The sequence below is a fragment of the uncultured Kluyvera sp. genome (assembly GCF_902485085.1).
In the GTDB taxonomy this organism is placed as follows: Bacteria; Pseudomonadota; Gammaproteobacteria; order Enterobacterales; family Enterobacteriaceae; genus Kluyvera; species Kluyvera ascorbata.
Genome location: NZ_CABTJS010000035.1, coordinates 1 through 19081, shown reverse-complemented (window position 1 = coordinate 19081; position 19081 = coordinate 1). Strand labels below are relative to the sequence as shown.

Genomic DNA, 19081 nt, shown 5'->3' with positions numbered 1-19081 from the left:
GTTACGCACCACCCCGTCAGTAGCTGAACAGGAGGGACAGCTGATAGAAACAGAAGCCACTGGAGCACCTCAAAAACACCATCATACACTAAATCAGTAAGTTGGCAGCATCACCCGCACCATCAAATAAGAACGAGGCAAACAAATTACAGGTCAATATTAAGTCAAAATTTAAGCTTTTTTATCGTCCTGGAAACCTTTCTGGAGCGGCTCGCGATGCGTGGCAGAAGCTGACCTTTGAGACCCGCGGTGCAAGCCTGGTGGCGCATAACCCTACGCCGTACTTTGTCTCCTTTTTCTCGTTATCCGTTGGTGGTCAGGAGCTGGAAGCTCCGGGGATGATAGCCCCATTTAGCGACCAGTCCTGGCCTGTTAGCCGCTCTGGTGTGGTGAAATGGCGAGCCATCAACGACTTCGGCGGTATTACTGACTTCGCACAACGTTAACCTTTAATTCCGCTATTTCCGTGAAAAAGATAACTTCAGATCTGCTGCGCGATGATGCACTCGCCACGACGAACACGCTGCTAGCCTGCGTACCCACGGCGCTTTTCTTGCTGTGCTATTACCCTTGCGCGCGTGCGGAAGACTATTTCGATCCGGCGGCGCTGGAGCTAAGCGATCCCCAGCAAAAGACCGCCGATCTGCACTATTTCGCGAAACCGGGTGGGCAGCAGCCGGGAAGCTACTCTGTTTCGGTGTGGGTTAATGATCAACAGGTTGCGCAGGAAACCATTGAGTTTGTTGATGACAGCGGCGAGCTGCTACCGCGTCTGACGGTGGCGAAGCTGGCGGAGTTCGGCGTGAACGTTAGCGCGTTGGCCGGGTTTAAACCATTGCACGATGGCGACACGTTGACGCACATTGAGCGGTTTATCCCCGATGCCCGCAGTCAGTTCGATTTTACCGCTCAACGATTAAACCTGAGCATCCCGCAAGCGGCGATGGAACAGCAAAGCCGGGGCTACGTTGACCCTTCGCGCTGGGACGATGGTATTCCAGCGGCATTCGTCGATTACAACCTGACCGGCTCGCAGGCGCGACAGGGTGAAAGCGACGTTCGTTCCAGCTACCTGAATTTGCGCAGCGGCGTGAATCTCGGTAGCTGGCGGCTGCGTAATATTGCGGCCATGCAGTATGACAAAACGCGCCGCTGGCGCTCGCAAAGCACCTATTTGCAGCGCGATATCCGGGCGCTGGAAAGCCAGCTTCGCATCGGTGATACCTACACTAACGGCGATGTGTTTGATAGCGTGCAGTTTCGCGGCGTGCAGCTAATGTCGCAAGAAGAGATGCTGCCGGATAGCCAGCGAGGATTTGCGCCGGTAATTCGCGGGATGGCACATAGCAACGCCAAGGTCACCGTTTCCCAGCATGGCTATGTGATTTATGAAACCTTCGTCGCGCCGGGCGCGTTTGCCATTAACGATCTCTATCCCACTGCGCAAAGCGGCGATCTTGAAGTGACCATTAAAGAGAGCGACGGTTCCGAGCGCAAGTTCACCCAGCCGTTCTCCGCGGTGCCGTTTATGCTGCGTCAGGGGCGGATGAAATACAGCGTGAGCGCGGGGCGTTATTACTCAACCCAGCCGCAAATTCGCCAGCCGCAGTTTGTGCAATCAACGCTGTTTTACGGTCTGCCTGCCGATATCACTTTCTACGGGGGGATGCAGCTGGCAGAGGACTACCAATCATGGTCGGCGGGTCTGGGTCACGGTTTCGGCGAACTGGGATCGCTGGGGGCAGATTACACCAGCGCTACCACCCGTACGCCTTCCGGTCAGCGCTATCGTGGTCATTCGGCGAGGTTACAGTATCAGAAGAGTTTTGCCTCCAGCGGCACCACGCTCAGCCTCGCGAGCGATCGCTACTCCTCCAGCCGCTATTATGATTTTGGCGAGGCAAACGGCCTGGAATGGCGCTATGGCGTCTCCGATAACAAACGCAGCCGGGAAGAACTATCGCTGTCACAAACGCTCGGTGCGGTAGGGAGTCTTTCAGCATCCGCCTGGACCCAGACCTACTGGCACTCGCAGGGGCATGATGAAACGGTACACGTCGGTTTTTATAGCACCTGGAAGGGTATCTCCTGGGGGCTCGGCTACTACTACACACAGTCGTCACAGCGCTATAAAAGCGACCGCTCACTCTCTTTCAACATCAATATCCCCCTCGGTAGTCGGCTTGCAGACAGCGCTGTGAGCTATAGCACCACTTCTGATAACAACGGCTACACCTCACAGCAGGTATCGCTGTATGGCTCGGCGCTGGAGAAAAACAATCTCTACTACACCGTCCAGCAGGGGTACGGCAACAAAGGGCAGGGGAGCAACAGCGGGGCGTCGCTGGATTATCGGGGTGGCTATGGCGAAACACAGCTTGGTTATCAGCACGATAAGAGCGGTAGCCAGCTGACCTGGGGGGCGTCGGGGTCGATTGTGGCGCACCCGCACGGCATCACCTTCGGCCAATATACCGGCGACAGTTTTGCCATTGTCCGCGCGCCGGGGGCCGATAACGTGGCTATCCAGAACGGTACCGATCTGCACACCGATTGGCGTGGCTACGCCATTGTGCCAACGCTGACCGCCTATCGAAAAAATGACATTAGCCTGGATACCGAATCGATGTCTGACGATACCGAAGTGGAATTACAAGGACAAACGGTTATCCCAAGCGGCGGAGCCATTGTTGAAGCCCGCTATCAAACCCATATCGGCAGCCGCGTGCTCTTTACCCTTCACGGACAACATGGCCCGCTGCCGTTTGGGGCCAGCGCCAGGCTGCTGGGTGACGACAGCGCGGCATCGGGCATTGTTGCCGAGCAGGGGCAGGTCTACCTCAGCGGGATGCCGGATGACGGCGTTGTTGAAGTTCGCTGGGATGATAACCGCGCCGAGCACACGTGCCACGCGCGTTTCCATCTTCTGAACAACCCACAGCCTGTGCCGGTGAAAACGGTGAGTGCGCTGTGTCTCTGAAAGGGTTAAATATGTGCAGGAATCACGCAGTTATCCGCTTCATTATGCTGTTGGCGACGGCCTGCGGTTGCCAGAGTGCGTGGGCGGAAAGCTGCAGTAACACCATCGGTGAGATGACCATTAATACTCAGAACATACAGTATTTGCCGACGCTGCCGGTGAACTCCCAAATGTCACATTCGATGGCCGATAACGGCAGCGGCATCCGTTTTACCTGTGACCTGCAGGTGCCAGCGGCAAACTGGAAGCGGGTGGTTTATCAGCAGGTAGATACGTCGGGGGCGGCGGTGGCTGTGAACGGCGTGCATATCTTTTCCACCAAACTCACTGGATTAGGTTATTCGCTAGGCTTCCAGTGTAATGGCGGAGCGGTGCACTACATTGACGGCAGTTCAACGCCTGCGGGAAACGCCTCGGCAACCATCTGCGACAGCGATGATCTGCCGTCGCTGCTGACGCAAAAAGAGGTGGTCATCAAAGCCTACGTCACCTTCTACAAGACCGGGGATATCGCGCTTTCAGGCGGTAACCATACCAACGTCGATGCTCAACCTCAGGTCGGCAAACTGTTTATGGAGCTACGTGATGCATCAAATACTGGCACGTCCACGACCTCGCCAACGTTTCTCGGCCTGTCGGCGCTGAACGTTGATATCGGTGCCAGCGGCAGCTGCCAGGTGACGACGCCGACGATAAGCGTAGGGCTAGGCTCGGTGAGTAAAACGGAGTTTAAAGGCGTTAACACGACCGGCGGCACGGCGCAGAGCTTTGCGATACCGGTGTATTGCTCCCAGCCGACCGATGTACGCATTGGCTTTTTTGGCCAGGAGGCTGACCCGGCGTTCCCGGATACCCTGGCGATTACCCCGATGAGCGGCGCGGCAGGCGGCGTCGGCGTGAAGCTAAGCTATGGTAACAACAGCGCCCCTGCGCCAGCGGCCGGTACGGCGGTAAAAATTAACGAAGCCGCTAATCTTCCGTTGCTGAAAACGGTGACGGCAAGTGAGGCTGCCAGCGCCGAGCGAATCAACTTTACCGCCCAGTATGTGCAGACCGGCAGCGTGGTGAGCGCCGGGACGGCCAACAGCCTGGCGACGTTTACGCTTATTTATAACTAACCGGGGGAGAGGGTTAGGGTAAGGGGGAAATTGCGGAGGAATAAAAACTATCCCCTCCGCTTGTTTAAAACATAAGCTGAGAAACCTCAATACCGTCACTTTTCAGCAGGTTTCTGCGCATGCAGGATCCGCTGCGTCTCATCACTACTCAGCGTGTAATCAAAGAAACGCTGGTAAAAATCCTGCGTCACTTTTGCGATATCCACCCCTGGGAAACGGTCCGGGTGCAGCATCAGCGCCGCCCACTGGATCTGTAGCGCGCTTTCGGTACCGTAGCGATCCCATGGGAACACGCCCGCAGGGTTCTGCAAGACCTTGCCGTTTTTCACCGCTTTGAGCCCCGAGAACAGCGCGGCATACTGCGAGTCCTCAATTGAGCCGCAGTTTGCCCCGATAATAATCACGTCTGGCTGCCAGGCCAGTACCCGCTCCGGCGACACTTCTTTCATATTGCCCTGAATCTCCGCCGCGGCGTTTTTGCCGCCCGCAAGGTTAATCCAGGTATCAATCAACGTGTGGCTGCCGTCCACTTTTAGCGGCTTAAGCGATTGAATATGTAGCACGCTTGGCCGCTGCTCCGCCGTCAGCCCCTGCATTTTACTTTGCACATTTTCAAGCGCTGCCTCTAGATACTGGTTATAGGCCTTCGCCCGTGTCCGCGCATCGTCGGTGCCCAGAACGTCGGCGGTAGTGGTGACGGATTTCATCAGCGACGGATAATCGGTAAAGGCCATTTGTAGCGTAGGCAATCCAGCCTGACGATAGCTTTCCGCTTTATCGTTGCCCGCGGAGGTGAAGACCACATCTACCTTTTTGGCCAGCAGGCTCTCGGGGTTAAAGGCGGTACCGCGAACCTGCAAGGCCTGATTCAACGTCGGCGTGATTTTAAACATCCACGGCTGACTTTCCGGATGGTTAACGGTGGCGACGATTTTACGGCCTGCCCCCAGCGTCATCAGCACCGAGTGGTGCGCAAACCAGCCGTCGGCGATGGCGTTCACCTGGTCGGGAACGGTAACGGTATGACCGGCATCATCCACGACCTGGCGGGAAGCCAGGGCGGGGAAAGCCAGCCAGGCGCAGAGCAACCACGCATGGCGACGTTTCATCGACTTACTCCTTAAAAATCAATCTGCATAGAGAGTTGTGCCTCTCGCGGCGCCCCAAGCTGCGCGCTGGCATTGCCCGCGCCGGTATAACCGGTTAACGCGCCAGGAACCACGTTGGTCCAGTAGCGACGGTTAGTCAGGTTGGTGACGTCCAGACGGAAGGTCACGGGGGTGTTATAGACACGGGTCGCGTAGCTCGCACCAGCATCCACCGTGGTGTAGCTGCCTACCCAGCTGTCATTGGCGTTATCGGTCGCACGACGGCCAACGTAACGTACGTTGGTATCCACATCGACGCCCGGTAGCTGCTCAATGCTGTAAACCGCCAGCATGCTGGCGGTAAAGCGCGGTACGCCGACCACCTGCTTGCCGTCTGCGCTAGCGCTGGCGGTATCGTGGAGACGTGGGTCAAGCCAGGTGGCGCCGCCGAACAGACGTAAATTGTGGGTGACGTGACCATCAGCCATCAGCTCCAGGCCGCGGTTTTTCTGCGTGCCATCCTGGGCGAAATCACCGTTGTCATTGGTGTAGGCAAAGGGACGCTTGGCCTGGAACAGCGCGGCGGAGAGCATCAAATCCCGCATTGGGGCATATTTCGCCCCCACTTCAACCTGGTGGCTACGGTACGGGTCGAGGATCTGTCCGGCATTGTTCGCGCCGGTTGGCGCGGTATCGCCCTGCTGCATGCTATCGGCCCAGGTGGTGTAAAGCGTGATGTTGTCGATAGGCTTATACATCAGGCTTGCAGAACCACTCGCGCCGCTGTCTTTTTTGTCGCTGGTCTGCTTGTAGGTCTTGTTGTAGTTGCTGACCGTAAACAGGTTTTCGCTGCCGGAAAGCAGCAGGCTCCACTGCGGGCTGAAGTGCAGGGTGTCGCTCAACAGGAAAGCATGCTGCGTGGTGGTTGCGGACTGATAGCGTTTGTTGAAATCTGGGTACGGTGGACGTGGGTAGACCGGGTGCTGATCCAACGAGGATTTACCCAGCGTAAAGGTGCCGCCGTCGACAGGGTTATAGTTTTTCCACACGAAGCCGCGCACCCCGGTGCTGATGTCGTGGGTCAGCCAACCGGTGTCCACGCTGCCGGTCAGGTTCGCCATATAGCTGTTGATGGTAAAGCGGCTGGCGGCGGAGTCGGAGGTGGTGGTGGTGTAGCTGCCGTGGTTATCGGTCAGGGTATTGGTGACGGTGGTGGATTCACGGTCCGCAATCTGGCGCAGCACGCCAACGTCCAGCAGCCAGTTACCGTCGAAGTCATGCTTCAGGTGCAGGCTAGCGGTGCTGGTTTCATCATCGTTACCGGCATAGCTCTGGCCGTATTTGGCTTTGGTTGGGTCAAGTGGGGAAGGGAAGTGAACCCCTTTTGCCAGTGCGAATGAACCCGGCATTCCTTTATCGTAATAGTGGTAATAGCTGAAGTTGCTCTCCAGTACCGTTTTTTCGGTGAGCTGGAAGTCGAGGCCAAGGCCCGCGTACTGTCGGCGTTTGTGGCTGCCGCTGGTGTAGCCGTGACCCTCATCGTTCAGCAGGTTGAGGCGGTATTTTACACGGTCGCCGTCATCGATAGGGCCGCTGAAGTCCATGGAGGTCAGCGTGCCGTTGCCGGTGCTGGTGCCTACGGTGACGCGGTGCAGCGGGGTGTCGGTCGGACGTTTAGAGACCAGATTAAACATCCCCGCCGGGTTCGCCGGGCCGTATAGTGAACCTGCCAGGCCACTTAACACCTCAACGCTCTGGAACTGCTCAGCCGGGTATTCGGTAGTAGAGACGGCGTTCAGGCCATCAATCATATGGTTTTGCACCACGCTGCCCTGCATACCGCGGGTTTGTGGGCGAACCCCGTCACCCTGCACGGAAGGCATATAGCGGTAAACATCTTTGACGCTTTTGAGCTGCTGCTCGTTGATGAGTGGAGAAGACATCGTCTGAACTGACCAGGGAACATCCATCACCGTTCGTTTGCCCAGACTGCCTAAGGTTGCCTGTTTTTCCGAAGCGGGCGGCTCCTGCGCACTGCTGTTATCGGCAGCGGCGGCACCAGCGGAGACCACCATGGTGTCCTCAGCATAGCCAGATTGCGACATCGCCAGGCACGAGAATGCCAGGAGCCCCGAAGCGAACGGTATAGTTTTATTATCGAACATTTTAATATTCAGTGTGTTAGCGGAAAGACTGGTGGTAACTGGGTTACCATCTACGCATGAGGGGAACAGCTATTATTATTTGTATGATGAATATCATGGGGAATGTCGCTATATATGTCAATACACAACGAGTGGTAGGTGCAAGTGAAGAAGGTTTGTGCGTTATCGCGTTGGCAGGCGTAAAAAAAGCCGCATAAGCGGCTTTTTGAGGTTCAGACGAGCAGGGTTATTCGCTGACTTTTTTCTCGAGTTCAGCGGCACCGTCTTTAGTTTTATCCCAGCCTTTCTGAGCGCCTTCTTTGGTGGCGTCCCACCCTTTCTGGGAAGCATCTTTGGTTTTATTCCAGCCTTTCTGGGCGCCTTCTTTGGTGGCATCCCACCCTTTTTCGGTCCCTTCTTTGGTTTTATGCCATGTTTTCTGAGCGCCTTCGCTCACCTGGCTACCTACGCTGTCGCTCTTACCTTCGGTGGCGTGCTTAGACTTCAGCTTAAGCTCTTCGCCCTGGTTCTGTGCCTGATGCAGTTTCTCTTTTGCGGTGTTCGCGTTTGCCTGTGCTTGGGCAACCGTGTCGTCGGTGGCGTGTGTGGTCGCTGCGAAAACAGGGGAAGCCAGCAGAAGCGCTGAAAGTGCAATTGTTGTTTTTTTCATAACAAATCCTCATCAGTTTGTGAGCGATAGGAATGATGGCACAGACTTTTGGATGAGGCTTTAGGAATAAACTGTAATTGAATCATTGTGTTCCAACAGACGATTTTGGCAAGCGTCCAAAACCGCCTGTGAATCATCATCTTTCCAGCACGATAAGCGGCGCATCGTCGTGCGTTCGGGTGACGGCCACTTCGGCTTGATAGAGGTTGCGCAGAGCGGATTCCGTCAGCACTTCTTGCGGTGTGCCGTTATCAACGACCTGACCTTTTTCTAACAGCACGATGCGGTCGGCGTAGCGCGCGGCAAGGTTGAGGTCGTGCAGCACACAGCAGACGTTAAACTGCCGCTTCTGTACCAGCTCGCGCAGCAGACGGAACAGATGCTGCTGGTGGTGAATATCCAGCGCAGAGGTCGGTTCATCGAGGAACAGCCACTTTGGCGTAGGCTCCGGTTCCCACAGCTGTACCAGTAAACGCGCCAACTGGACCCGCTGCTGCTCGCCGCCAGAGAGGTGACGATAGTCGCGGGAAGCCAGTTCACGGCAGTCGCACAGCGCCATAATATGTTCCGTCTCATCGCGCGGGTTACTGCTGCGGTGCGGATGGCGACCCATGCGGATAACCTCCATCACGCTGAAGGGGAACGCCATATCGTGGTTCTGGCGCATCACGGCGCGGCTTTTGGCCAGCGCCTCGGTTGGCCACGCATCCAGCGGTTTGCCAAACATCGAGCAGGTTCCGCTGTCCGGCTTCAGGTAGCCGGTTAGCTGGCGCAGTAGCGTTGATTTCCCAGCGCCGTTTGGCCCAAGAATAGCGACGATTTCTCCACCGGGCAGCGTGAGTGAGACGTTGTGAGTCAGGCGACGGCCGTTGATGCTGTAGGTTAGATTCTGAGCTTCAATCATAGCGCTCTCCGTGTCCGCAGGATCAGCCAAAGAAAATAGGGGCCGCCGATAAGGCTGGTGAGCAGGCCAACCGGCATTTCAGCGGGCTGCACCAACGTGCGTGCCAGCGTGTCGGCAACCAGTAAAAGGCAGGCGCCAGCAAGCGTTGAGCAGGGCAGCAGCCAGCGGTGATCGGCACCAATGGTCATGCGAATAAGATGCGGAATAACCAGACCGATAAAGCCAATGACGCCGCTGACCGACACCGCCGCGCCAACCAGAAGTGAACTGAGCAACAGCAGCAGTTGACGCTTTCGCTTCACGTTCACGCCGAGGTAGTGCGCCTCTTCATCGCCGAGCTGCAGCAGATTCAGCGTGGTGGCAAGCCAGGCGGTGACAACCATGGCGGGCAGCGCAAACGACGTGGCAACCAGCAACGTTGGCCACTGTGCCTGACCCAGACTGCCCATCATCCACAGCGTGAGCTGACGCAGCTGCTGTTCGTCGCCGACATAGCTCAGAATGCCGATCGCCGCGCCACAAAGCGCGTTGATGGCGATCCCCGCCAGCAGAAGCTGGATCATGCCGCCGTGGTGGTGGCGCAGGCTAATCAGGAAGATAACGGCGCACACCACCAGGCTACCGACGACGGCGAAAATCATCTGTTCGTACAGCAGAAACGCGGCGGGGAGTGAAACCGGGAAAATAATGGCGACGCCAACCATCAGCGCCGAACCGCTGCTGACGCCTAACAGGCCAGGGTCGGCCATCGGGTTACGAAATAGCCCCTGCATGATAACCCCGGCGGTAGCCAGCGCGCCGCCAACCAGCACGGCCAGCAGCACGCGGGGCAGACGAATGTTAAGCCAGATGTCACGGTAGTGCGCATCCTGCAACGAGGCGAAGGTGATTTTTAGCGCTCCCTGGCTGGCGCCAACCAGCACGAGGGTCGCCAGTATCAGCAGCAGGCCGATAAAAACGCGGAAAGAAGAGAGTGAATCCTTGAACACGCAAAGCTCCGTTACATCGATGCGGCGCGATGGACCGCGCCGCAGAATGATTATGCCGGTTTGAGGTCCGGCTCAACCAGGCTGTAAACCTGCTGGTCGAGCGTCGGGGCGCTGGCTAACGCCTGAATATGCGCGGCGACGTCCGCACGCTGCACAAAACCATGCACTTCCTGTTGCTGCACGCGCAGCGCTTTACCGCTCGCTTCACCGTTGAGCAGGCCCGCAGGGCGCAGAATGGCGTAGTCCAGCGTGCTGGTTTGCAGCCAGCTTTCCGCCAGGCTTTTCTCGCGGACTGCCTGACCAAACGCCGCTTTGGCGCGCGGGGAGAGGAACGGCCAGCTATCGCCGCAGCCGAGCGATGTCACCAGAATCATGCGGCGAAGACCGGCTTTTTCCGCTTCATCAATCACCGTGCGGTGGGAGAGATAATCCTGCGCGCCGCCCATCGTGGAGATAACTGTCGCCGTTTCACCAGCGGCCTGGCAGGCCTTGGCGACAATATCAGCGTCACAGGCATCGCCGATAAAAACCTGCGCGCCTAGTGCTTCCAGCCGTGCGGCGGCCTCTGGGTTACGCACCAGCGCCACCACCGGGCGTTTTTCTGCCAGCGCCAGCGCGGCGGTGAGTGCGCCAATGCCTTTACCTCCCGCGCCAAAAATTAACCATGGGCTCATCAGGATTCTCCCTTCAGTACGGCCGCGAGCGTACGGAAGGCGTCAACCTGCTCGCTCAATAGCTGGCGGTGGTCGTCGCGACCAAGGAAGATTTTGAACATCGCGCTGCCCTCGGCGTTGAAGAACAGGATCGATGCGGTATCCATCGCCATAAATTTGCGTTCAACCAGGGCAATGTGGGTGCAGTTTTCCGCTTTGATGTGGCCGGTCATACCTTTCTTACCGCGCAGGTTAAAGTAGCCGTGGCGATGGAAGCCGGACGGCAGTTCACCGGTAAATTCCAGAATCACATCAGCGGTATGCACCAGCGTTGTGACCTTGCCCCATTCGGCGACGGTGTCCCAGACGGTGTCGAACTTGTCGCCCGCGACCAGCGTGTGGGATGGCAGGTTTTTCACCACTTCCAGCAGCGTGGTGTTGTACTGGCCTGCGATAGCTTCCAGCGTGCCGTCAGGCTCGGTTTTTAAAAAATCGTGCAGGGATACGTTGCTCATCATTAACTCCTGTTATTGGGTTTCAGCCGCAATGCGCGGTGTGTTAAGTGCCTGAATAAGTTCATCAAGAGACTGCAAAATGTTGCTCGCCCAGAAGCGGCCTTCGTTGGTCAGACGCAGGCAGGTTGAGTCGTCCAGCGTCAGCCCGGCGCGGTGCCATTGGGCAAGCAGCGGGGCGAGCTTCGCCGCATGCGGGGTCAGCGCGTCCAGCGGCACGCGGGCGGTTTCAACGCCAGATTGCAGCAGGTGCCGCCACTGGAAGCCGCGCTCGGCGGTACGCATCATCATCATCAGCGGCTTTTTGCCTGCGGCGATGGATTCGTGCCAGGCGTTGAGATTGCGTTCGACCATCCACGAATAACCGTTGACGGAGCCGCCCGCGCCGGAGCCCAGCGCCAGGCAGTCTGCGCCTTGTTTAATCAGTAAATTGTAGAGGTTGCGCTCGCGGGTGGTGCGCGCCCAGTGGCTATTGCTGATGCAGCGCCAGCCGGCCTGGTCCATAAAGTCGCAGCCCTGAAGGTAGAGGTCACGCCGCTCGGCAGGCTGCGGCACGCTGGTGCGGCCGTTCTCAACCGCCTTGCCAAGCGGCGTATTGGGCAGCAGATTAAGGGCGTAAAGGTCCACGCCATCAAGGCCGATATCACGGGCAATCGCCAGGTCTTCACCCCACAGCGCGGCATTCTGGCCTGGCAGGCCAAACAGCAGATCACACACCACTGCGGCGCGGTCGCGCTTGACCAGCCCTTCCATAAAGGCGATGGCGGTAGGGCCGTCGGAGGTGCGGGCCATCTTCTTACGGATTTTGCTGTTAAACGACTGAATACCAATGGAGAAACGGTTAGCACCGGCATCCAGACAGGCGTCGATACGCGCGTCGTCAAAGTTCAGCACCCGGCCTTCAATGGTGATTTCACAGTCCGGCGCCAGCGGTAGACGCTCGCGCAGCGCAGTAATGATGCGCGCCAGGTCGCGGGCCGAGAGCGCCGATGGCGTGCCGCCGCCGAAGTAGACGGCGTGAATTGGGGCGGACTGGTGCAGCACGCTGTCGGCCTCCATCTCAATTTCACGCAGCAGCGCGTCGGTGTAGCGCGCGCAGTGGTCTTCTTCATATCGGTTCTGGTAAAAACCGCAGAAGGTGCAGTGGGTAGCGCAAAACGGAATGTGCAGATACAGCAGGCGCTTGCGCGGCGGCGCGGCGTGAGCCAGCACCTCTTGCCAGGTGTGTTCAAGCTGTTCTTTGGCGATAGGCACCGCGCCACGCCAGGGCATCGTCGCCCGGCGGTCTTTAAAGGGCTGGCCGCCCTCCAGCGCAAAATGTGGGGTTAAATCCAGGTCGGTAGGGGTATTCAACATCATCGGTCTTTCTACGTCCTTTAGTGTGGCCAGAACTGGCGGTGCAGCGTTTCAACCGCGTCAGCAACGCGCGGGCCCATGCCGAGGATCAGTGATTGATCGAGTACCACGATGCGCTGGTTTTTCCACGCGTTGGTGCGGGTGATCCCAGCGATGGTGCTCAGGCGATTGAGGTCGCCATCGACCATTTGTGAGGTGACGATAATCACTTCCGGGTTAGCGGCAATCAGCGCTTCTGCGCTGTAGCTGCGATACTGCGGATGCTGCGCGACGTTGCGGGCACCGGCGAGGGTCATAATGGCATCGGCAACGCTGCCTTTCCCCGCGACCTGCGGAGCGCTTCCCCCGGCGCTGAGAATAAACAGCGCGCTCACCGGAGCCGGTTTGCTGGCGCTGCTCTGCGCCACTTTTTCCAGCCGCTGACTCAGCGTATTGATAAGCGCAGTGCCGCGTTCTTCGTCGCCAAGCTCGCGGGCCAGCGTGCGGATATTGGCGTACATCTGCTCGACGGTGGCCGGAACGCGCGGCAGGGTCAGCACTGCGACGTGCTGCGAACGTAGCTGGTCAAACACCAACTGCGGGCCCGCATCCTGCCAGGTGATAAAGCGGGTAGGACGCAGCGATAAAATGCCTTCGCTGCTGAGCTGCTTCCAGTAGCCGATGTGCGGCAGCGCCGCGGTCTCCGGTGGGTATGAGGTGGTTTCATCCACCCCGACTACGCGCTCGCCCGCGCCGAGCGCGTAAATCAGCTCGCTAAGTGAACCTCCGGCAACCACGATACGGTCAGCCGCCTGGACACTAAACACGGCGGCCAGCGCCAGTAATCCGATAGCCAGTTTTTTCATCGTCAGAATTTCCATGCAAAGCCGACCGCCGCGTTTAAGCCCGCCGCAGGAATAGACTCGTGCGCCGTGCGGTAGCGTTTATCGGTCAGGTTGTTGAGCGCCAGATTGACCTGATACTGGTCGTTAGCGCCGAATTCGGTGTTAACCGCCAGGTTCAGCGTGGCCCAGCCCGGCGTGCGAACTTCTTTATCGCCAGTGTCATCTTTGGCGCTGGAGGCTGCGCGGATATAGATATCGGAGGTGACGTTTGCCGCGTTTAGCATCAGCGTGTGCTTCAACCCGACACGGCCGTTAATCGTCGGCTCGCCGGTATTGGTGGTTTTCAGCGTCTGGCCTTCGTACTGACGGCGAATCAGGTTGCCGCTGACGTAGGGCGAGACGACCCAGCCGTTGTATTCGGCGCTAAGCTCCATGCCCCAGGTTTTGGCGCGATCGATATTGTCGTAGTAGTAATAGCCTCCGCGTGAAGAGGTGGTATTTCCGTTGCAGAGCGCCTGACCGGAACAGGCGATACTGGCAATGTAGTCTTTGGCTTCAGAGTAGTAGACCGCGCCATCAACCATCCACAGATTGCCGTTGTACCGCGCACCCAGCTCGTAGTTGTTAGAGTGTTCGGCTTTTAAATCAGGATTGCCGTAGGTGGTACCGCCCCCTGCTGCGGTCTGCATAAAGAGCTGAGTGAGGGTCGGGAAGACGTAGCCCTGTGCGAATGCGGCACGCAGCTCAATGTTGTCAAAGCCGGAGTAGCGCAGGCTGGTGGCGGTCACCAGTTCGTTATCGTGGGCGGATTGCTCGGCCAGCGAGGTATCCGTAGTCACGCCTTTAGTGACCGAGTAGCCATCACCACGCGTCAGTTTTGAAGACAGCCAATACTGGCGAGCACCTAATGTCCACGTCCAGTTGTCGGCAAAGCGCCAGTCATTTTGGGCAAACAGCGACGTCGTGCTCTGTTCAGATTCGTTGTAGGAATAGGTCTGGGTTTCAGAATTCACAATACCGGTCAGGGATTTCTGGCTGGTAAAGCCGTTAGATGTCTGAGATACGCGATCGCGCTTGTACTGTGTCCCCACGACCAGACTGTTGTTGGCGGGTAGGGAGAAGTTGCTTTGCAGCGTGATCCCTTGGGTGTACTGCTTGTCGTTGGTGTTGGTCTGGTTACGTACGCTCAGCGATTGAATAGGGAAGGGGATCGCCTGCGTCGTCGCTACTTCATTTTCAAACTTACGGTCGATGGTTTGCTCGTAGGCATCGAGATGGATCTTTTTCAGATAGTCGCCGTTAACGTCGATATCGTAGAACAGACCAATCTTCTCGCGCTCCAGTTTGGGGATCTTGACGCTAAACGCATCGTACTCACCGTCTGGGTCTTCAAAATAGGTCTGCGTTGCCAGCTTGTAGCGATCGAGCGACAGCCCGAAATGCTGATTATCCAGATTGTAGCCAAGCCAGATACCCTGACTGTTATTGCGGAAATTGGTGTTTGGCAGACGGCCGTCCGGCGTATCGCGATCGCCCTGATCGGAATAGCTGCCGTTGATACGGTAATCAAACTGTCCAATGCTACCCCACGCTGCCGCCGACTCTTCCCAGCCAGCCGTGGCGGAGTTGTAGACCGCTTTCACCGTCCCGGAGAGCGGCTTATCGCCGCCTTTTTTGGTGATGAAGTTCACCACGCCACCGATGGCCTGTGAGCCGTACAGCACCGAGTAAGGGCCTTTGACCACTTCAATGCGCTCCAGCGCCGACTCGTCAATCAGCAACCCGGCACCGTAGTTTTGCCCGGCACGCTGGTAGGTGACTTCCTGACCGTCGATCAAAATCAGTACGCGGGAGGAGGCCTCGCCCCGGATACGAATCTGCTTACGCCCGGCCAGCGCGTTATCGGTGATCTCTACGCCGGGAATATCCTGCAAATCGTCGGCAATGGAGGTGCTGGTAGAGTTTTGCAGCGTCTGGTGGTCGATAACCTGGATAGTTGTCGGACTCTCCCACAGCGAGCTTTCCGAACGGTTCGCGGTGACGACGAGCGTCTCTTCTTTATTGGTTTTGTTCGGCGTGGTGGATGACGTAGAGGCTGACGCCGCGCTGGCGACAAACAGCGACAGTGCGGAGAGCGCGAAGGACCCTCGGGTAATGGAGTGCAACATCGGAAACCCTATAAATAGATATGATAATAATAATTACTATCAATTACATTTACACATGATAAAAAGCACGTCCAGCATCGAAGGTATAAACAAAATGCATCTTTGATTTGGGTCAATTTATGCGGGAGAGAAGCCAGCTGAATGTGATATTGATCACCATAATATTGATAGTAATTAGGTGGTTAATGATGTGAATTTTCGATAGGGAAGGATTATCAACTAATCGGGCGAGGGCAAAGAAAATAGAGGGAGGAGAACACATTAGATGAATGTTGGATGTTGCTTTTTGGTAATGCGGTTGCTTGATTATGTATTACATTTGTTAATGTTTTGGATTTTTCAGGAAGGATCCCTGTAGGGGACGACCAAACATAACCGAGACCGGGTAAGACAATATGAAATACGTTATTTTACTGCTTATTATCATTTCGGTGCTCTACGTGCATTTTCGCGGCAAAATCCGCTTTCGATTCTGGCGACAGCTCTCCGACCACTCCACTTTTACCGCCCCCTTAAACGGCTTTATGTATCTCTTTTCACGCGTGCCGAATACCCCGTATCTCCGCCCAGAGAACTTCCCGGAGCTGGCGGTGCTTAGGGATAACTGGGAGACCATCCGCGAAGAGGGGATTCATCTGCAAAAAATGGAGCAGATTAAAGCCGCGGAAAAATACAACGACGCTGGCTTTAACTCCTTCTTTAAAACCGGATGGAAGCGCTTTTACCTGAAATGGTATGAAGATGCACACCCTTCAGCCAGTGAGCTCTGCCCAAAAACCACCGAACTGCTGCGCACCATTCCATCGGTTAAAGCGGCGATGTTCGCAACGCTACCCGATGGCAGCCGCCTACCGCGCCACCGTGACCCATACGCGGGTTCACTGCGTTATCATCTTGGCCTTGCAACGCCCAACGACGACCGCTGTTATATCGAGGTCGACGGCGATCGCTATAGCTGGCGCGACGGTGAAGGTGTGCTGTTTGATGAGACCTATATTCACTATGCGGAAAATACCAGCGGTGAGAATCGACTGATCCTGTTCTGCGATATTGAACGCCCAATGCGTTACCGCTGGGCGCAGAAAATTAACCATTGGTTGGGACGTAATCTGATGAGCGCCGCCGTAGCACCCAATGATACCGGAGACCGTATCGGTGGTATTAACCGTAGCTTCCGCCATATCTACCAGATTCGTATTGTGGGTAAGCGATTGAAGAAGTGGAATAAAACGGTGTATTACATTGTGAAATGGACACTATTTATAGGCATTGCGGTGCTGATCTGGCGAGCATTTTAGGTACATCTGATTAATGATTCGTTTTTATCCTATTAATTCTGATAGGGCAGCAAGCCTGCCCTGCGATTATATTTAAAATAATTTAACCCTTATTGAGTATAAATAGGGGTAGGTGCTGTTGAGATTAAAAAGTAATACACTCAGTGATTAAAAGGGGTATATGATATGCATCATATTTTCCCATTCCAGACTACGCGCATCGGCGTGGAAAGAGAGGCAGAATCATGCAGCGAATCATTATCCCCACTCATTATGTTCATACCCGCACCACGCCGCTGTGGACCAAAGAGACCGCACCCGCGTCTATCTGGAAACGCCACCTTGATGCCGGTACGCGACAGGGGGTATTCCCTCGCCTGGCGGTGATGCAGGGGGCGATTCGCTACTATGGTTATGCCGATGAGACCAGCCCGGACCCGGTTGAAACCATGACGATTGAAGCCGGCCAGTTTGGCGTTTTTCCGGCGGAGAAATGGCACCGTATTGAAGCATTAAGCGACGACACCGTATTTAATGTTGATTTCTATGTCGATCCTAAGATTTTGATAGAAGGATGAAATGGGCACTATGAATAGTGAAAATAAAGGTTATTCCTTAGCGGTTATTAACGGTAATAACAAAGCGAAACAGGAAAAGGTTTATCTAAAACCGATGGCGCTTTATGTTCCTGATATTGCCGTACAGGCTGTCGCTGAGCTTATTTCTCCACTTTCTCCTGACAATGCTCAGGGTAAAGGCTTCCTGCTGACCGTCACCAATAATAATAACGGTGTGTCGGTGGATAAAGAGTTTGCTGAATTGAGCGAGTTGCAGGACCCGACCGTGGCCGCTGATGCGGTGAAAGATCTGGTGAACATTGTTCGCGGGTATGAGTCGGACGAAGAGACTAACGTCTGCGGTTGGTAGTACAGCTATTCCTTTCTTAGCATTGCATTACAGTTAGCAGGTATCCTGGACGGGTTTACAAGGTTATCTGCTGCTGTCCCCCCACGATCGCTTCCTGAATTTGCGCTTTTTAACCCCCTATTATTTGGAGCTAACGTTGCAAATGATTAGGCAACCTATTTCGTTGTGGATATGCTAAATGGCGAATTAAAAAATATAACATTCAGGAGGTTATGGTGCGTCATTTTTATTCTGGGATAGTTGTTGGTCTGGCATTACTGGCATCGGCATGTGCGCCGGGGCCTTTAGGTACAAAGCGTTACGATCCGTACACCGGGCAGGATGCAGCTGTTGTCTACACTCAGCTCAATGACCAACATCAAGGATTGGTTTACTTTCAGCGTTTTGCCAAAGAAGGTGATTGCTATAAAGATCAGGAGCTTATTTATATCAGCAATAACCTTATGGCAGGCAAAGTTCACCGCTTTTATGAAAGCCGAATTCGTCCCAACCAGTATTGGGCCCTCTATGTGATGGATAACTCAAGCGGCCGTCAAATCGTCACGCAAACCGCGTTTATTCCTGAAGCCGGAAAACATTATGTTGCCATACCTTACCAGGGCGTAGTGGAAGTGCCGCTGGATCTGAAGTTATCGGGTAGCGACAACTTAGATAAAATTTATGAACAATATAAAGATAAACCGGCTAAGCCGTGGAATGTGCGTAGTGGGGTGTGTAAGTTCTGGTTTGCGAAATTGATGGGGGCGTAGGTTTTTGCTTTGCTGGCGGCGAGTCTGCTTGCGGGTGTACTTCTGTTTGAACGTTTCAGACTTTGATATATCGCAGGATAAAATAGCAGACACAAAAAAGCCCGCTAGGCGGGCTTTTAGGACTTCGTCTCAGGCTCTGGTGACCATCAACAAAGAATTTTGGTGGGCTGGCGGAGTCTGAATTGGTTGTGTAACCAGTTGTTTTATAATACTTAACTTTCAATTCAATTTTCAATTTGGTCCCATTGTTGGTCCTAAAAGAAAATGTCAGGTTTTTTTGGCAGGGGAGGGGAGGTTATAGCAGGAGCCTCTTCGTTGGTGAGATTAGCATTTTGCTTTCCTTTAGTCTGCTCTGTATTTAAGCGTTTATTTCACGTTATTTTTTAGCAAGCCGGTAGAGCGCCTTGCTCGCAGAATATCCACTACGGAAATATACGGGGTTTGTTCTTGCCACGAAAATCCATTCCTGTCGATACGAACCAGTTCGTATTTTTCCACCAGAAAGTTGACTGCATCGGCCAGGGTGATCCCGGCATCAATATGTTCCTTAATAACAGTTTCATCACTGAATGGCGTGTCGTTCAGTGTCAGGCCATAGTGCGTTTCCAGCAGGCGTGTCAGTAGCATTTGCCAGACAGCCACGGGTGACAGGCAGGGCTTCACCGCCCGCTGAGTTGTTGCAGGTAAAGTTTTCATGTTTGCTCTCGTGAAAGTTATTAGCG

Annotated in this window: 18 protein-coding genes and 1 pseudogene; 7 read left to right on the top strand and 12 right to left on the bottom strand. The window is 55.3% G+C overall.

The window, feature by feature from the left end; genetic code table 11:
* Positions 1 to 60 (bottom strand): IS1 family transposase (locus RDN66_RS05340; RefSeq protein WP_001623223.1); only part of this gene is annotated, 60 nt, incomplete at its 3' end.
* A gap of 50 nt (positions 61 to 110) precedes the next feature.
* Between RDN66_RS05340 and RDN66_RS05335 the strand changes: the two are divergent.
* The 3 genes and pseudogenes from RDN66_RS05335 to RDN66_RS05325 all read left to right on the top strand — a co-directional run.
* Positions 111 to 446, top strand: a pseudogene (locus RDN66_RS05335) (molecular chaperone); the annotation flags it as partial.
* A 20-nt stretch (positions 447 to 466) separates the two neighbouring features.
* Positions 467 to 2980: a fimbria/pilus outer membrane usher protein gene (locus RDN66_RS05330; protein WP_202217340.1), complete on the top strand. Its 2514-nt coding sequence runs from the start codon at positions 467 to 469 to the stop codon at positions 2978 to 2980.
* Between the two features lie 11 nt (positions 2981 to 2991).
* Positions 2992 to 4098 (top strand): fimbrial protein, encoded by a 1107-nt coding sequence (locus tag RDN66_RS05325; protein WP_227675134.1) that lies wholly within the window; start codon positions 2992 to 2994, stop codon positions 4096 to 4098.
* A 95-nt stretch (positions 4099 to 4193) separates the two neighbouring features.
* On the opposite strand, the gene RDN66_RS05320 is transcribed toward RDN66_RS05325, so the two are convergent.
* The 10 genes from RDN66_RS05320 to RDN66_RS05275 form a co-directional block, all read right to left on the bottom strand.
* Complete coding sequence (locus RDN66_RS05320; protein ID WP_308537645.1) at positions 4194 to 5207, bottom strand: ABC transporter substrate-binding protein; 1014 nt, start codon at positions 5205 to 5207, stop codon at positions 4194 to 4196.
* Between the two features lie 11 nt (positions 5208 to 5218).
* The gene (locus RDN66_RS05315; protein WP_202217342.1) at positions 5219 to 7351 is read right to left on the bottom strand and encodes a TonB-dependent siderophore receptor; all 2133 of its coding nucleotides are present in this window, start codon (positions 7349 to 7351) and stop codon (positions 5219 to 5221) included.
* A gap of 226 nt (positions 7352 to 7577) precedes the next feature.
* Positions 7578 to 8000 carry a hypothetical protein gene (locus tag RDN66_RS05310; protein ID WP_035894633.1) on the bottom strand — a complete coding sequence of 141 codons (423 nt, stop codon included), beginning with the start codon at positions 7998 to 8000 and terminating at the stop codon, positions 7578 to 7580.
* Positions 8001 to 8136: 136 nt separating this feature from the next.
* Positions 8137 to 8904 carry a heme ABC transporter ATP-binding protein gene (locus RDN66_RS05305; RefSeq protein ID WP_202217343.1) on the bottom strand — a complete coding sequence of 256 codons (768 nt, stop codon included), beginning with the start codon at positions 8902 to 8904 and terminating at the stop codon, positions 8137 to 8139.
* Positions 8901 to 9893 (bottom strand): iron ABC transporter permease, encoded by a 993-nt coding sequence (locus RDN66_RS05300; RefSeq protein ID WP_308537644.1) that lies wholly within the window; start codon positions 9891 to 9893, stop codon positions 8901 to 8903. Before RDN66_RS05300 ends, RDN66_RS05305 begins: the two co-directional genes overlap by 4 nt.
* Positions 9894 to 9943: 50 nt before the next feature.
* Positions 9944 to 10567: an SDR family oxidoreductase gene (locus RDN66_RS05295; RefSeq protein WP_202217344.1), complete on the bottom strand. Its 624-nt coding sequence runs from the start codon at positions 10565 to 10567 to the stop codon at positions 9944 to 9946.
* Positions 10567 to 11061: a heme utilization cystosolic carrier protein HutX gene (gene hutX, locus RDN66_RS05290; RefSeq protein WP_202217345.1), complete on the bottom strand. Its 495-nt coding sequence runs from the start codon at positions 11059 to 11061 to the stop codon at positions 10567 to 10569. Before hutX ends, RDN66_RS05295 begins: the two co-directional genes overlap by 1 nt.
* A gap of 12 nt (positions 11062 to 11073) precedes the next feature.
* Positions 11074 to 12417, bottom strand: coding sequence for a heme anaerobic degradation radical SAM methyltransferase ChuW/HutW (gene hutW, locus RDN66_RS05285; RefSeq protein ID WP_035894639.1), 1344 nt, complete (start codon positions 12415 to 12417; stop codon positions 11074 to 11076).
* A gap of 17 nt (positions 12418 to 12434) precedes the next feature.
* Positions 12435 to 13259, bottom strand: coding sequence for a hemin ABC transporter substrate-binding protein (locus RDN66_RS05280; protein WP_202217346.1), 825 nt, complete (start codon positions 13257 to 13259; stop codon positions 12435 to 12437).
* Between the two features lie 2 nt (positions 13260 to 13261).
* On the bottom strand, positions 13262 to 15406 hold the full coding sequence (locus RDN66_RS05275) for a TonB-dependent receptor (RefSeq protein ID WP_308537643.1): 2145 nt from the start codon (positions 15404 to 15406) through the stop codon (positions 13262 to 13264).
* A 395-nt stretch (positions 15407 to 15801) separates the two neighbouring features.
* On the opposite strand from RDN66_RS05275, the gene lpxO reads away from it, so the two are divergent.
* The 4 genes from lpxO to RDN66_RS05255 all read left to right on the top strand — a co-directional run bounded on the left by lpxO (position 15802) and on the right by RDN66_RS05255 (position 18359).
* A complete protein-coding gene (gene lpxO / locus RDN66_RS05270) occupies positions 15802 to 16704 on the top strand; it encodes a lipid A hydroxylase LpxO (RefSeq protein ID WP_202217348.1) in 903 nt (300 codons plus the stop codon).
* A gap of 224 nt (positions 16705 to 16928) precedes the next feature.
* Entirely contained in the window at positions 16929 to 17261 is a 333-nt protein-coding gene (locus RDN66_RS05265) for a DUF1971 domain-containing protein (protein WP_035894643.1), read from the top strand.
* A 10-nt stretch (positions 17262 to 17271) separates the two neighbouring features.
* A complete protein-coding gene (locus RDN66_RS05260) occupies positions 17272 to 17610 on the top strand; it encodes a DUF1869 domain-containing protein (RefSeq protein WP_035894645.1) in 339 nt (112 codons plus the stop codon).
* 212 nt (positions 17611 to 17822) lie between these two features.
* Positions 17823 to 18359 (top strand): hypothetical protein, encoded by a 537-nt coding sequence (locus tag RDN66_RS05255; RefSeq protein ID WP_202217349.1) that lies wholly within the window; start codon positions 17823 to 17825, stop codon positions 18357 to 18359.
* A 366-nt stretch (positions 18360 to 18725) separates the two neighbouring features.
* On the opposite strand, the gene RDN66_RS05250 is transcribed toward RDN66_RS05255, so the two are convergent.
* Positions 18726 to 19055, bottom strand: coding sequence for a TA system toxin CbtA family protein (locus RDN66_RS05250; RefSeq protein WP_123652653.1), 330 nt, complete (start codon positions 19053 to 19055; stop codon positions 18726 to 18728).
* Positions 19056 to 19081: the final 26 nt, after the last annotated feature.